The sequence below is a fragment of the Streptomyces sp. sk2.1 genome, assembly GCF_008120935.1.
Classification (GTDB): domain Bacteria; phylum Actinomycetota; class Actinomycetes; order Streptomycetales; family Streptomycetaceae; genus Streptomyces.
In genome coordinates this window covers 1,412,828-1,426,417 of sequence record NZ_RDBO01000077.1, presented here as the reverse complement: position 1 = coordinate 1,426,417, position 13,590 = coordinate 1,412,828, and the positions used below count along the sequence as shown (strand labels likewise).

Sequence of the window (13,590 nt, the reverse complement as noted above, 5' to 3'; positions counted from 1 at the left end):
GGGTGGAACGAACGCCCCGACGGCCCGGCGGCAAGCCAGGGAGGCAAGTCCGATGAGCACGCCCAACAAGGACATCGAAAAGGTCGAAGTCAGGCTCAAATGGGATCCCAGTTCTTCGGGCACCCCCGACCACGACCTCGACATCATCGCGGCGACGTACCTCGCGGACGCACCGTACGGCAGCCCCGCGTATCTGGTGCACTTCGACAGCCGTTCGCCGGACGGCACCATCAACCTCAACCGCGACAGCAGGACCGGTCAGGGGTTCGGCTTCGACGAGGTGATGACGCTGGAGCTGAGCCGGTTGTCACCCGCCTACACCCGGGTCGTCGTCGGGGTCGCCATCCAGCAGCGCGACGGTCGCAAGGCGTTCGCCGACATACCGAACACCGGCGTCCAGATCCGGGAGGGCTACACGAACCTGGCGGAGGACGACTTCTCCGCGGTCGGTGCCGCCACCGCGGCAACCGTCGCCGAGTTCGTCCGCGGCGCCTCCGGTGCCTGGGAGTTCCGCAGCATGGTTCGCGGCTTCGACGGGGACCCCGACTCGTTCGCCGGTGCGATGGGAAGCCGTACCCCCGGAGCCTGACGCGGCACGGCACGCCGAGCGGACCGGCGGGCGGGAAACCGACCGGCGTACCGAAGAGGGACCGGCCACCGAGCCGTCCCCTCCGTACCGCGGGCCGCCGCTCGGCCGCTCCCCTGCCCGGACCGCCCCGCGCTCAGCCGCGTTCGAAGCAGTGCATGCGGCCTATGGCAGAGAAGCCGCGGCGCTCGTACCAGTGGCGCGGCCAGTCCTCCTCGTCGGCCGACAGGAAGCGGGTGTCGCAGCCCTCGGCGGCGGCCGAGCGCAGGGCGGTGGTCAGAACGGCGTCGGCGTGACCACGCCCGAGGTGGGCATTCGAGGTGACCAGGTCCTCGATCTGGGCCGTGCCGGTCGCCGGGTCCAGATAGAGGTCGGCCCATGAGACGACCTCGCCCTCCTCCGTGCGGGCGCCGATGAAGCGCACGATGTCGGCCCCGCGCCGACGGGCCTCGCGCCGGTCGACGAGGTGGCGGATGACCTCGTCGTCCACGTCCGGGAGGAATTCCCGCCACTGCCGGGCGAGCGGGGTGCGCAGCGCGTCGAGGTCCACCTGTTCCGCCGGCCCGCCGGTCGGCAGCGGACCCGCGTGCAGCATGAGCAGACAGGTGGAATGGGTGTATCCGGCCCGGGTCAGCGGCTCCGCGCACACCGTCGCGACGCCGTCGTCGAGCACGGAGATCATCCGATGGTTCAGATGCCCCAGAACCTCCTCCGCGACATCGGGCAGCGCCTCGGGGTCCACGGCCGTGTCGATGAAGATCTGGTTGTTCGCACGGGAGCGGGCGAACGTGTCGTCAAGTACGGCGAACCCGACCGGGAGTTCGATGACGCGCTCGGCCTGGCGACGGGCGAAGCCGGTCAAGAAGGCGGTGATCCGCTGGAGTTCCGGGCTCGGCATGGGGGGACTCTACGCAGTGGTGTGCCACGGGCGCCTTCGAATTGTTCCGCGGGCACAAGTCCCCGGTGTTCCCGGGCGCTTCGTCGTCGGAGACCGGGGACACACCCGTGCGGCTTCGACGCGCGAAGGACACGGCGTGTCCGGACCTTCGAGGGGCCGGGACGCCGGAAAGGGTGCCGGCCCATGGCCGGCACCCTTCCTCATGCGCGGTTCGATGTCCTCAGCGGCGGACGCTCAACGCCGCGTCGGACGCGATCGCACCCGGTATCAGCTGCAACCGCTGGTCGAGCCGCAGCCCTCGCAGATGTAGCAGGATCCGGCGCGCTGCATCTTCGTACCGCAGGAGAAGCAGAGCGGCGCGTCCGCGCTGATGCCCAGCTGCATCTCGACGAGTTCCGCCGAGGTGTGCGCGGTCTTCGGCGCGGGCTTCTCGGCCTCCTGCACCGCGGCCACCGCCTTCAGCGGCTCCGTCCGCAGCGGCGCGGACTGGGCCAGGCTCTCGATGTCCAGCTCGTCGTCCTCCAGGGAGGGTTCGTACGAACCGGTGTCGAGGTGGCGCTGACGCTCCTCGGCCGAGTGGATGCCCAGGGCGGAGCGGGTCTCGAAGGGCAGGAAGTCCAGCGCGAGGCGGCGGAAGATGTAGTCGACGATCGACTGCGCCATCCGCACGTCCGGGTCGTCGGTCATGCCGGCCGGCTCGAAGCGCATGTTGGTGAACTTCGAGACGTACGTCTCCAGCGGGACGCCGTACTGCAGACCGACCGAGACGGCGATGGAGAAGGCGTCCATCATGCCCGCGAGAGTCGAACCCTGCTTGGACATCTTCAGGAAGACCTCGCCGAGACCGTCGTCCGGGTAGGAGTTGGCGGTCATGTAGCCCTCGGCGCCGCCCACCGTGAAGGAGGTGGTGATGCCGGGGCGGCCCTTGGGGAGGCGCTTGCGGACCGGGCGGTACTCGACGACCTTCTCGACCGCGGTGCGGATGGTCTCCTCGGCCTTGGCCGTGACCTCCGCCTTCTCCTTCTCCTTGGTCTTCGCGGAGAGGGGCTGGCCGACCTTGCAGTTGTCGCGGTAGATGGCGAGCGCCTTGACGCCCATCTTCCACGCCTCGAAGTAGACCTCCTCGACGTCCTCGACGGTGGCCGTCTCCGGCAGGTTCACCGTCTTGGACAGGGCGCCGGAGATCCACGGCTGGATCGCGGCCATCATGCGGACGTGACCCATCGCGGAGATGGAGCGCTCGCCCATGGCGCAGTCGAAGACCTCGTAGTGCTCGGTCTTCAGACCGGGGGCGTCGATCACGTTGCCGTGCTCGGCGATGTGGGCAACGATCGCCTCGATCTGCTCCTCCTGGTAGCCCAGGCGGCGCAGGGCCTGCGGGACGGTGCCGTTCACGATCTGCATCGAGCCGCCGCCGACCAGCTTCTTGAACTTGACCAGGGCGAGGTCGGGCTCGAGACCGGTGGTGTCGCAGGACATCGCGAGACCGATGGTGCCGGTGGGCGCGATGACCGAGGCCTGCGAGTTGCGGAAACCGTTCTTCGCGCCGAGGCGGATCACGTCCTGCCAGGCCTCCGTGGCGGCGGCCCAGATCGGGTTGTCCAGGTCGTCCATGCGGACGGCCGTGGCGTTGGCGTCGGCGTGCTGCTTCATGACGCGCTGGTGCGGCTCGGCGTTGCGGGCGTAGCCGTCGTACGGGCCGACGACCGCGGCGAGCTCGGCGGAGCGCTTGTACGAGGTACCGGTCATCAGCGAGGTGATGGCACCGGCGAGGGCGCGGCCGCCGTCGCTGTCGTAGGCGTGGCCGGTCGCCATCAGCAGGGCGCCGAGGTTGGCGTAACCGATGCCCAGCTGGCGGAAGGCGCGGGTGTTCTCGCCGATCTTCTGGGTCGGGAAGTCCGCGAAGCAGATGGAGATGTCCATCGCGGTGATGACCAGCTCGACGACCTTGGCGAAGCGCTCGGACTCGAAGGACTGGTTGCCCTTGCCGTCGTCCTTGAGGAACTTCATCAGGTTCAGCGAGGCGAGGTTGCACGAGGTGTTGTCCAGGTGCATGTACTCGCTGCAGGGGTTCGAGCCGTTGATCCGGCCGGACTCCGGGCAGGTGTGCCACTGGTTGATCGTGTCGTCGTACTGGATGCCCGGGTCGGCGCACGCCCAGGCCGCCTCCGCCATCTTGCGGAAGAGGGACTTGGCCTCGACCTCCTCGATGACCTCGCCGGTCATCCGGGCGCGCAGCCCGAACTTGCCGCCGGACTCCACGGCCTTCATGAACTCGTCGTTCACCCGGACCGAGTTGTTGGCGTTCTGGTACTGGACCGACGTGATGTCGTCGCCGCCCAGGTCCATGTCGAAGCCCGCGTCGCGCAGGGCGCGGATCTTCTCCTCCTCCTTGACCTTGGTCTCGATGAAGTTCTCGATGTCGGGGTGGTCGACGTCGAGGATGACCATCTTGGCCGCGCGTCGGGTGGCGCCGCCGGACTTGATCGTGCCGGCGGAGGCGTCGGCGCCGCGCATGAAGGAGACCGGACCGGAGGCGTTGCCGCCGGAGGACAGCAGCTCCTTGGAGGAGCGGATGCGGGAGAGGTTCAGGCCGGCGCCGGAGCCGCCCTTGAAGATCATGCCCTCTTCCTTGTACCAGTCGAGGATCGACTCCATGGAGTCGTCGACGGACAGGATGAAGCAGGCGGAGACCTGCTGGGGCTGGGGAGTGCCGACGTTGAACCAGACCGGCGAGTTGAAGCTGAAGATCTGGTGCAGGAGGGCGTACGCCAGCTCGTGCTCGAAGATCTCGGCGTCCGCGGGAGAGGCGAAGTAGCCGTGGTCCTCGCCGGCCTTGCGGTACGTCTTCACGATCCGGTCGATGAGCTGCTTCAGACCGGTCTCGCGCTGCGGGGTGCCGACGGCCCCGCGGAAGTACTTGCTGGTGACGATGTTGACCGCGTTCACCGACCAGAAGTCGGGGAACTCGACGCCACGCTGCTCGAAGTTGATCGAGCCGTCGCGCCAGTTGGTCATGACGACGTCACGGCGCTCCCACGTCACCTCGTCGTACGGATGCACGCCGGGGGTGGTGTGGATGCGCTCGATGCGCAGACCCTTGCTCGCCTTGGATCCCTTGGTACGGGAACCTCGTGCCGGGCCGCTCGCCGTCTCTGTCATGCCGCCTCCCATATGTGGGCAAAAACGCCCTGAAGTGCCCAGAACTTCCCGGGGCACAGTCTGTCTCTGATGCTTCGGGCACCGCGAAGCGCCCGAAACAGGTTCATGAAGCCGTCCCGCCGCCGGTCCACGGATCCGTGCCGGCAGGCCGGTGCCGCTCTAGTCGGCGGCGACGGCGGGAACGGGGACCGCGGGGGTCTCGCCCTTCCCGCGCTCTTTCGCGGGAGGCCGCTGCTCACGGAGTTCCGCGATGGCGGCCTCGAAGTCTTCGAGTGTGTCGAACGCCCGGTACACGGACGCGAAGCGCAGGTACGCGACGAGGTCGAGTTCCTGCAGGGGGCCGAGGATGGCCAGCCCCACGTCGTGCGTGGTCAGCTCGGCACTGCCGGTGGCGCGCACCGCCTCCTCGACACGCTGGCCGAGCTTGGCGAGGGCGTCCTCGGTGACCGGCCGGCCCTGGCACGCCTTGCGCACGCCGGAGATGACCTTGGTGCGACTGAAGGGCTCGGTCACGCCGCTGCGCTTCACCACCATCAGCGAGCAGGTCTCCACCGTGGTGAAACGGCGGGAGCAGTCGGGGCACTGGCGGCGGCGTCGGATGGACGTGCCGTCATCGGTGGTGCGACTGTCGACGACCCGGCTGTCGGGGTGCCTGCAGAAGGGGCAGTGCATGGCTCCCAACCCTCCTTCACAGCACGACTGAATAGCCTCTGCAGGACCCTCAGGGGCCCCTCGAAGCAGTGACAAGCATAGGCGATGGCCACACCCCCGGCAGACCGGGGACCACAACTTCTGGGCGGCCGAGGCAATCCAACCACTAGATCTTGGGTTTGGTTGCACATCCAGCCCTACCGCGTGTCGCGCATCACGAGCGATCGGCAGGCAGCGTACGGCCGTGGACGAGGGTACGGGAACGGCGGGGCGGCCAGGATCGCGGGGCTCCCGCTGTCGAACCCCGACAACGACCCGGACCCCTCCCTCGCGACCGCCCCGACCCGGCCGCCCCGCACCCGGCGGCGCCCCGGCGGCCGCTACCGTGAACCGCCCGGGGAGCCACCCGGACCACCGGTGGCCCGGCAGTGGATCATGACACCCGGCCACCGCTCATACACCCAGCGGTCAGCACTGGACAGACTTTTATTCGTTTTTCACTCGAACGTGTGTTTGGCGCAACCTTTCGAAAGCTACTACCGTTGTCCAGCCAGGGAGACCATTCGAGAGGGGCCGACGTGACCACCACCGCAGACAGCGCCACCATCACCGCCCAGGACCGCTCCCAGAGCCGATTCGAGCCGGTGCATGCCATGAATGACTCAGTCACGAACATGGAGGGGCCAGAGCCCGCGCGCCCAGCGCGCTCCTTGCCCGGTCGACCTCCCGGCATCCGGGCGGACAGCTCGGGGCTCACGGACCGGCAGCGGCGGGTGATCGAGGTGATCCGGGACTCCGTGCAGCGCCGCGGGTACCCGCCCTCGATGCGGGAGATCGGCCAGGCGGTGGGCCTGTCCAGCACGTCCTCCGTCGCCCATCAGCTGATGGCCCTGGAGCGCAAGGGATTCCTGCGCCGAGACCCGCACCGCCCACGGGCGTACGAGGTCCGCGGCTCGGACCAGCCCAGCTCGCAGCCCACCGACACGACCGGCAAGCCCGCGGCATCGTACGTACCGCTGGTCGGCCGGATCGCGGCCGGCGGCCCGATCCTCGCCGAGGAGTCGGTCGAGGACGTCTTCCCCCTCCCCCGCCAACTGGTCGGCGACGGAGAGCTGTTCGTCCTCAAGGTCGTCGGCGACTCGATGATCGAAGCGGCGATCTGCGACGGCGACTGGGTCACCGTGCGCCGCCAGCCCGTCGCGGAGAACGGTGACATCGTGGCCGCCATGCTGGACGGCGAGGCCACGGTCAAGCGCTTCAAGCGGGAGGACGGCCATGTGTGGCTGCTCCCGCACAACTCCGCGTACCAGCCGATCCCCGGCGACGAGGCGACGATCCTCGGCAAGGTGGTGGCGGTACTGCGGCGGGTGTGACACCCCGCCCGCTCAGACCGGGGCCCCGGGATCCACTGCGCCGATCCCGGGGCCCTGCCCATGCCCCGCGCCCTCGCTTGGGCACCCATGAACGCCGGGCACCCAAGCGCCCGTGCCTGAGCGCCCCGGTGCCCGTGCTTGAGCGGCCCGGTCCGGCCTACTTGCCGTCGGCCTTGGCCGCCGCGTCGATCGCCGCGAGCGAGCGGCGCGCCTGATTGCGGTCGGTGGTGTACCAGAAGTCGGGCAACGAGGCACGCAGATAGCTCCCGTACCGGGCGTTGGCCAGGCGCGGGTCGAGTACCGCGACCACTCCCTTGTCCCCCGTGGCCCGTACGAGCCGACCGGCGCCCTGGGCCATCAGCAGTGCCGCGTGTGTCGCCGCGACCGCCATGAACCCGTTGCCCCCCGCCTCCTCGACCGCCTTCTGGCGGGCGCTCATCAGCGGATCGTCGGGACGAGGGAACGGGATCCGGTCCATGACCACCAGCTGGCAGCTGGTCCCCGGCACATCGACGCCCTGCCAGAGCGACAGCGTGCCGAAGAGGCAGGTCTCCGGATCGGCCGCGAAATTCTTGATCAGCTCGCCGAGCGTCTCCTCGCCCTGCAGCAGGATCGGCTTGTCGAGCCGGCCCCGCAGCTCCTCGGCGGCGGCCTGGGCCGCCCGCATGGAGGAGAACAGCCCGAGGGTGCGCCCGCCGGCCGCCTCCATCAGCTCGGCGAGCTCGTCCAGCATGTCGGTGCGGGACGCCTCCCGCCCCGGCGTGGCCAGGTGCCGGGCGACGTACAGGATGCCCTGCTTCGGGTAGTCGAACGGGGAACCGACGTCCAGCCCCTTCCACTGCGGGAAGTCGTCGCCCGCGGTGCCCTCGGGGGCGAGCCCCAACGAGGCCCCCACCCCGTTGAAGTCCCCGCCGAGCTTGAGCGTGGCCGAGGTGAGGACGACGGACCGCTCGGTGAAGAGCTTCTCGCGCAGCAGCCCCGAGACGGAGAGCGGGGCGACCCGCAGGGAAGCGCCGAAGCGGTCGTGGCGCTCGTACCAGACGACGTCGTACTCCGAGCCCTGGGTGATGCGCTCGGCGACTCCGTGGATCGTCTCCACCGATGCCAGGGCCTGCTTGCGGACGGCGTCCTCGTCCTGGACGGACTTGTCCCGGGTGGCCCCCAGCGCCGAGATCACCGTACGCGCGGCGTCGCGGAGCGCCAGCAGCGCGTAGTTGAGGTCCTCGGGGACCTCCTCCAGGCGGCCGGGGAGCGCCAGCTCCATCACCCGCTCGAACCCTTCCGACGCGGTCTGCAGGGCGTCGGCCGCCTTCTCGTTGACCAGCTTCGCCGCCCGGCGCACGGCGCGGTTGACCTGGCCCGGGGTGAGCTCGCCGGTGGCCACTCCGGTGACCCGGGAGACCAGCTCGTGGGCCTCGTCGACGATCAGCACCTCGTGCTGCGGGAGGACCGGTGCGCCCTCGATGGCGTCGATGGCAAGGAGGGCGTGGTTGGTGACGACGACATCGGCGAGCTTGGCCCGCTCCCGGGCCAGCTCGGCGAAGCACTCCGCACCGTACGCGCATTTGCTCGCGCCGAGACACTCGCGGGAGGAGACCGAGACCTGCGCCCAGGCGCGGTCGGAGACGCCGGGGGTCAGGTCGTCGCGGTCGCCGGACTCGGTCTCGTCGGACCAGTCCCGCAGTCGCAGCAGGTCCTGGCCTAGCTTGCTCGACGGGGCCGCGGCCTCGAACTGGTCGAAGAGCCCCTCCTCCTCGTCCTGCGGCACCCCTTCGTGGAGCCGGTGCAGACAGAGGTAGTTCGAACGGCCCTTGAGCATGGCGAACTGGGGGCGCCTGCGCAGCAGCGGGTGCAGGGCGTCGACCGTACGCGGAAGATCCCGCTCCACGAGCTGCCGCTGCAGCGCCAGGGTCGCCGTGGCCACCACGACGCGCTCCCCGTGCGCCAGCGCGGGCACCAGGTAGCCGAGGGACTTGCCGGTGCCGGTGCCGGCCTGGACGAGCAGATGGGAATTGTCGTCGACTGCCTCGGCGACGGCCTCGGCCATGGCGGCCTGGCCCGGCCTTTCCGTACCGCCGACGGCGGTCACGGCGGCGTGCAGGAGATCGGGGAGGGATGGCTTCGTCATAGCCCGACCACCCTACGGGGCGCCACTGACAACGGCGATCACTCCCGGCCTCAGGAGGAGGGGTGCAGCGGATTGGGAACGGTCCCGTGGATGGCGGCGTGCGGGCGTTCGGGGCGGTCCCGGTATCCGTCGACGTGCAGGCGGTTGCGGTTGAGACAGAGCCGCGCGATCCGGGGCGCGAGCAGGTCGAACGTCTCGAACCGCTCCTTCAGCTCGGGGAAGCGGGCGTGGTACCGGAGGATCTCGGCACGGACAAGTGACCAGAAATCGGCCTCCGGGACCTCCAGCTGTTCCTCGCACAGCGGGGACAGGAAGCGGAACACCCCGATGAACAGTCCGGCCTGGATGAACTGGGTGAGAAAGGAGGGTTCCTCGGTGAGCAGGATGCGGCGCACGTCCTCGGGCATCGACTCGTGCTCCGGCAGCCTCCGGGCGCTGACGTTCACGTCGTCCACGAAGTCCTTGATCGCCAGGCGCACCGGCACGTCCCGCTCGTCGAAGACGACGATGGCGTTCTCGCCGTGCGGGGAGAAGACCGTGCCGTAGCGGTAGAGGAAGTGCAGCAGTGGCGGGAGCAGCGCGGCGAACAGCCGGGTCAACCAGGCGGTGGGGGTGAGTCCGGAGCGGGCGACGAGTTCCGCGGTGAAGGCACGTCCCTGCGGGTCGGTGTGGAGCAGCGAGGCGAGGGTCCGGGCCCGCTCGCCCGGTGCGAGCCGGGGCTGGAGGGGTTCGCGCCAGATCGCGCCGAGGATCTCCTTGAACTGGTACGGGGTCTCGGGGAGGCGGTCGTAGAGCGGGTGCTCGACCGTGACCGAGGCGACCTCGCCGAGCAGGATGACCCCGCAGGTGTCGCGGAGGAAGGCGTCCTGGTCGCGCAGGCCCTGGACCCAGGCGGTGACGGCAGGGGCCGCGAGGGTGCGTTCGGTCGGCAGTCCCCGCCAGACCAGCGTGTTGAGGATCGACAGGGGCAGCTTGACCGTGTGCCGGTCGGTGCGGGTCACGTTGGAGAAGGTGCGGATGGACTGCTGCGGGAGCCGGAGGTCCGGGTCGGCGAGGAGCGGCACGATGTCGTCGGCGGCGATGGCGGGGGCGAAGACCGGGACGATCCATTCGTCCCACTGCCAGGGGTGCACGGGGAGGAAGAGGTAGTCGTCCGGGTCGAGGCCGCGGCCTCGGAGCTCGGCGGCGAAGGAGCCGCGGACCGCCGGATCGAGTTCCCGGGTGTACAGCCGCTCGGGGTCGGCCAGGCCGCCCGCCCCGCGGTAGGCGGCGATCTTCGTGGAGACCGCGATCCACGGCAGCCTGACCGGGTTGCGGGCCTCGGGGGTGTGGCGGGAGGCGTCGGAGGCGGAGAGACCGAGGCGGCCCTTGTTGGCGACGAGCCAGGGGTGGCCGGTCTGGTGTCCTTCCAGCTCGGCGTAGTCGAGTTCGGCCAGCCGGGCCGCGGGGAGCGCGGTATGGGCGAGCCTGGCGTCGGCGGCGAGGGTGGTGGTGATCTCGCGGATGAGGTGGCCGAGGGTGGCGCCGTCGATGTCCAGGAGATGGCGGGCCCGTACGAGGAACCGCAGCGGGTCCCGGAACGGGACGGGGCCGGTCTCCCCGTCCCCGGGCGGTGCGCCCGGCGTGCTCGGGGCGCGGTCCGCGCCCTCCGGGTCCTTCGGGGCGCTCCCCCGTGTCTCGACGATCGAGTCGGGGTCGACCCGCCAGCTGTCGTACACGCCCCGGCGGGCACTGAAGCCGAGGACGGCGCCGTCGTCGAGCCCGAGGGTGTAGGTGCCGCGGTCCCCGCCCTCCTGGGCGACCGGCTCGACGAGTTCCTCGTAGGCGAATTCGGCGAGCATCTTCGCGAGCAGCCGGGCGGCGGCACCGTCCCAGACCGTCCGGTTCAGTTCCGGCGTGCTGAGCAGCTCGACGGGCTCCGTCGAATCATGGCTCGTGGGATATTTCGGCACGGTGACTCCTCGGGACGGAACCGATGGGGTTCGGGCGGTATGAGTTGCGCGGCAGTTCGTTCACAGGTGGGCACGGTCGTTCACAGGTGGGCACGGTGGGCACGGTCGCGGACCATGAGGGCGGCTCGCTTGTCGGGAAGTTCGAGTTCGGCGGAGAAGCGGAATCCTGCGCTCAGGAAGGCGGAGACCGACGGGGTGTTGCGGAGGTCGGGTTCGGCGACGACCCGTGCGCACCGCGGGCGGTTGTCGAGCACGAGGTCGGCGACGGCTCGCAGCAGGGTGGTGCCGATGCCGCGTCCGCGGTTGTTCACACCGCCGATGAGCAGGTGGATTCCGGTGTCGTGCGGTCGGGCGGGGTAGTGGCGCGCCAGCGGGTCGAGATCCGCGCGGTAGATCTCCCAGTAGCTCATGGGGACGCCCGCCAGTACGCCCAGGCACGGGACGCTGCGTCCGTCGCCCTCGATCTGGGGGCGGAGATGGTCGGCCGTGACGGTCTCGGGTCCGGCGAGTTCCCAGAAGGCCGCGACGGCGGGGTCGTTCATCCAGCGGCTCAGCACGGCGAGGTCGCGCTCCAGTCGTACCGGTACGAGCTGGAACACCCCGGCCGGGGTGGTGACCGGTCGCCAGTCGGCCGGGTGGTCGAGCAGCTCGGACGGGGCCGCCCCGCCCGCGGCCGGCCGGGAAGCGGCCGCGCCCGCGCCGTCCGTTCGGGACGACGCGGGCGCGGCCGGTGCCGTGGTGACCGCCGGGTCCTCCCCGAACAGGGCGAGGAGTTCTCCGGAGAGCGGCAGGTCCAGGGTGTCCTCGGCGCCCGTGTCGGCCTGTGCGGCGGAACCGGGGCCCGCATCGGCGTGCGCATCGGCGGGAGCCATGGCGTCGCTCTCCTCTCGGCGGTTCAGGGGGTGGTCATGTTCCCTCAGGCACACAGGGGGTTGGCAATGGTGACGTAGACGGACTGGGTGTCCACCGGACCGACGAGTTCGTCGAGGCCGTGCAGCCGGGTCAGCAGGTTGGCCTTGCACCGCAGCCGGGTCTTCTCCAGCAGTTGCGCGGGCAGCGGGGAACCCAGGGCGGCGACCGAGCCGAGGAACCTGCGGAACGCCGCGACGAGTACCCGTTCGTCGGCGAGCTGCTGGGCGCCGAACGCCCCGATCAGGCCGAGGACGTTGTTGATGCCGAGGTAGTAGGCGAAGCGCTCGTCGGTGACCTCGTCGGAGACGAAGGTGTCGCTGTCCGATCCGATGCCGGGGAGCCGGTGCTCCAGCGCCGTGCGGTGGGACTCCCGGAAGTAGTAGCCCTGGTTGTCGCGGTAGCGGCCGCCGACCGGCCAGCCCTCCTGGTCGAGCAGTACCAGGGTGTTCTGCTGGTGGGCTTCGAGGGCCACGCCCGCGTGCGCGTCGAGCCAGAGCACCGGGCGCACGACACGGTCCAGGTAGCGCAGGAACCACTCGGCCGCGACCTCCGGCACGGCCCTCCCGGTGGCGGTGGCCAGGGAGCGGACGGTCTCGGCGAGGCGCGAGCGCATCCCCGTCCTGCCCGGCCACGGGCGGGGGGCGGTCAGCGCGGCGATGCAGACCGCGTCGTCGTGCCGTCCGAAGGGGTTGTGGCGGATCATCACGTCGAACCCGGGAATGGGGGTGCCGTCCACGTTGTCGACGGCGATCCATGCGGGGTCGCGGACGATGTCGAAGCCCGGGTGGGCCGCGTGCCACTGGGCCGCGAGGCCGCTGCGGAGCAGCCGGTGCACCTCCACCCCCCGGTGGAGTTCCTTGCGGAGGTTCTCGCGGCGGGAGTTGGTGATGCGTACGCCGAGGGAGAGCTTGAGCATGAACTCGGCGCCGGGGCGGTGCACGGTGCGGACCGAGGAGGTGGGGTGCCAGTGCTGCCCGTGGGGACCCAGGTCGTGGAGGAGTCCGGCGTCGAGCAGGGCGGCCGTTTCGGGCCGGTGGCGGAGTTCGCGGGCCTGCCAGGGGTGGAGCGGGATCGGCTCGGCGGCGACGGGGAGGCGCAGCCCCTCGGCGTACGGGGCGATCAGCTCCATGGCCTGTACGGGGCGTCCCTTGTCGGTCCAGGCGGAGTCGTCGTCCAGCACGGACCGGTCGGCGGCCATCCAGTGCAGCTGGAAGGACCCGTGCGACTCGGGCGAGTAGCGGCGGGACTCGGAGTCGGAGAGTCCTTCGCGGCTCTTGGGGGTGGGGTGGAGCGGGTGGCCGAGGAGCAGCGACTGCTCGGCGGTGAGGAAGAGGTCCGCTCCGACGGGGGCCTCGGGTGCCCGGCGCCGTTCCTCGATGAAACCGGCGGTCCGTCGTACCGAGTCGGCCACCCGGGCCACCATGTCGGCGCCCTCGTCCCGGTCGGCCTCGCGGCCCAGGAGTGCGGCGATCGTGACGGCGTCGGCGGTCGGGGCGCCTTCGGGCGCCCCTTCCAGGGCCGGTGCCCCGAAGCGGTGCCAGCCGGTGGCCGACCAGTAGTGGACGGGGACGAGCAGGGCGGTTCCGCTGGCGGGGAGGGGGATGCGGAGGGTGTCCCCGTCCGGCCGGGACAGGTCGCACTCCCGGGCCCAGCAGCGCAGCAGGTTCTCGACGCCCGCGGCGTCGGCGGCCCGTCGTGGGTCGGGGTGGTCGAGGAGGTCGGTCGGCACCGGGCCGTCGGCCGTCGCGTCGAGGAGGTACCACTCGTCGTACAGTGCCGCTTTCTGGCACGGCACGACGGACTGCTCGACGGGCTCCTCGACGCGACGGCCGACGGCCCGGTGCCGACCGACCTCCTCGACCACTCCGACCCACGACGGGCCGCCGACGCCGCGGGCGTCGAGAACCTGCTGCGCTGCTGGGCCCGGG

The 13,590-nt window shown here is 70.6% G+C and carries 9 protein-coding genes; 2 read left to right on the top strand and 7 right to left on the bottom strand.

All coding sequences use genetic code 11. The features are described from left to right. The first annotated feature begins 52 nt into the window (after window positions 1-52). A complete protein-coding gene (locus EAO76_RS33595; protein WP_148839809.1) occupies window positions 53-589 on the top strand; it encodes a TerD family protein in 537 nt (178 codons plus the stop codon). 133 nt (window positions 590-722) lie between these two features. Here the strand turns inward: EAO76_RS33595 and EAO76_RS33590 are convergent, their stop codons facing one another. The 3 genes from EAO76_RS33590 to nrdR form a co-directional block, all read right to left on the bottom strand. Continuing rightward, a complete protein-coding gene (locus EAO76_RS33590) occupies window positions 723-1,484 on the bottom strand; it encodes a GNAT family N-acetyltransferase (RefSeq protein WP_148839807.1) in 762 nt (253 codons plus the stop codon). A 267-nt stretch (window positions 1,485-1,751) separates the two neighbouring features. Then, on the bottom strand, window positions 1,752-4,646 hold the full coding sequence (locus EAO76_RS33585; protein ID WP_148839805.1) for a vitamin B12-dependent ribonucleotide reductase: 2,895 nt from the start codon (window positions 4,644-4,646) through the stop codon (window positions 1,752-1,754). 159 nt (window positions 4,647-4,805) lie between these two features. Further along, entirely contained in the window at window positions 4,806-5,318 is a 513-nt protein-coding gene (gene nrdR / locus EAO76_RS33580) for a transcriptional regulator NrdR (RefSeq protein WP_148839803.1), read from the bottom strand. A gap of 557 nt (window positions 5,319-5,875) precedes the next feature. Between nrdR and lexA the strand changes: the two genes are divergently transcribed. Beyond that, window positions 5,876-6,670 carry a transcriptional repressor LexA gene (lexA, locus tag EAO76_RS33575; RefSeq protein WP_072488421.1) on the top strand — a complete coding sequence of 265 codons (795 nt, stop codon included), beginning with the start codon at window positions 5,876-5,878 and terminating at the stop codon, window positions 6,668-6,670. Between the two features lie 157 nt (window positions 6,671-6,827). Here the strand turns inward: lexA and EAO76_RS33570 are convergent, their stop codons facing one another. From EAO76_RS33570 to EAO76_RS33555, 4 genes are all read right to left on the bottom strand, one after another. Continuing rightward, window positions 6,828-8,798: an ATP-dependent DNA helicase gene (locus tag EAO76_RS33570; protein WP_148839801.1), complete on the bottom strand. Its 1,971-nt coding sequence runs from the start codon at window positions 8,796-8,798 to the stop codon at window positions 6,828-6,830. Between the two features lie 50 nt (window positions 8,799-8,848). Continuing rightward, complete coding sequence (locus EAO76_RS33565; protein WP_148839799.1) at window positions 8,849-10,750, bottom strand: IucA/IucC family siderophore biosynthesis protein; 1,902 nt, start codon at window positions 10,748-10,750, stop codon at window positions 8,849-8,851. An 80-nt stretch (window positions 10,751-10,830) separates the two neighbouring features. Further along, window positions 10,831-11,622, bottom strand: coding sequence for a GNAT family N-acetyltransferase (locus EAO76_RS33560; RefSeq protein WP_148839797.1), 792 nt, complete (start codon window positions 11,620-11,622; stop codon window positions 10,831-10,833). Window positions 11,623-11,666: 44 nt separating this feature from the next. Next, window positions 11,667-13,526, bottom strand: coding sequence for an IucA/IucC family siderophore biosynthesis protein (locus tag EAO76_RS33555; RefSeq protein ID WP_148839796.1), 1,860 nt, complete (start codon window positions 13,524-13,526; stop codon window positions 11,667-11,669). Between the last annotated feature and the right edge of the window lie 64 nt (window positions 13,527-13,590).

Coding starts and splice junctions, on each gene's coding strand:
- EAO76_RS33570 (WP_148839801.1), bottom strand. CDS start 8,798: ATGACGAAGCCATCCCTCCCCGATCTCCTGCACGCCGCCGTGACCGCC.
- EAO76_RS33595 (WP_148839809.1), top strand. CDS start 53: ATGAGCACGCCCAACAAGGACATCGAAAAGGTCGAAGTCAGGCTCAAA.
- EAO76_RS33560 (WP_148839797.1), bottom strand. CDS start 11,622: ATGGCTCCCGCCGATGCGCACGCCGATGCGGGCCCCGGTTCCGCCGCA.
- nrdR (WP_148839803.1), bottom strand. CDS start 5,318: ATGCACTGCCCCTTCTGCAGGCACCCCGACAGCCGGGTCGTCGACAGT.
- EAO76_RS33590 (WP_148839807.1), bottom strand. CDS start 1,484: ATGCCGAGCCCGGAACTCCAGCGGATCACCGCCTTCTTGACCGGCTTC.
- EAO76_RS33585 (WP_148839805.1), bottom strand. CDS start 4,646: ATGACAGAGACGGCGAGCGGCCCGGCACGAGGTTCCCGTACCAAGGGA.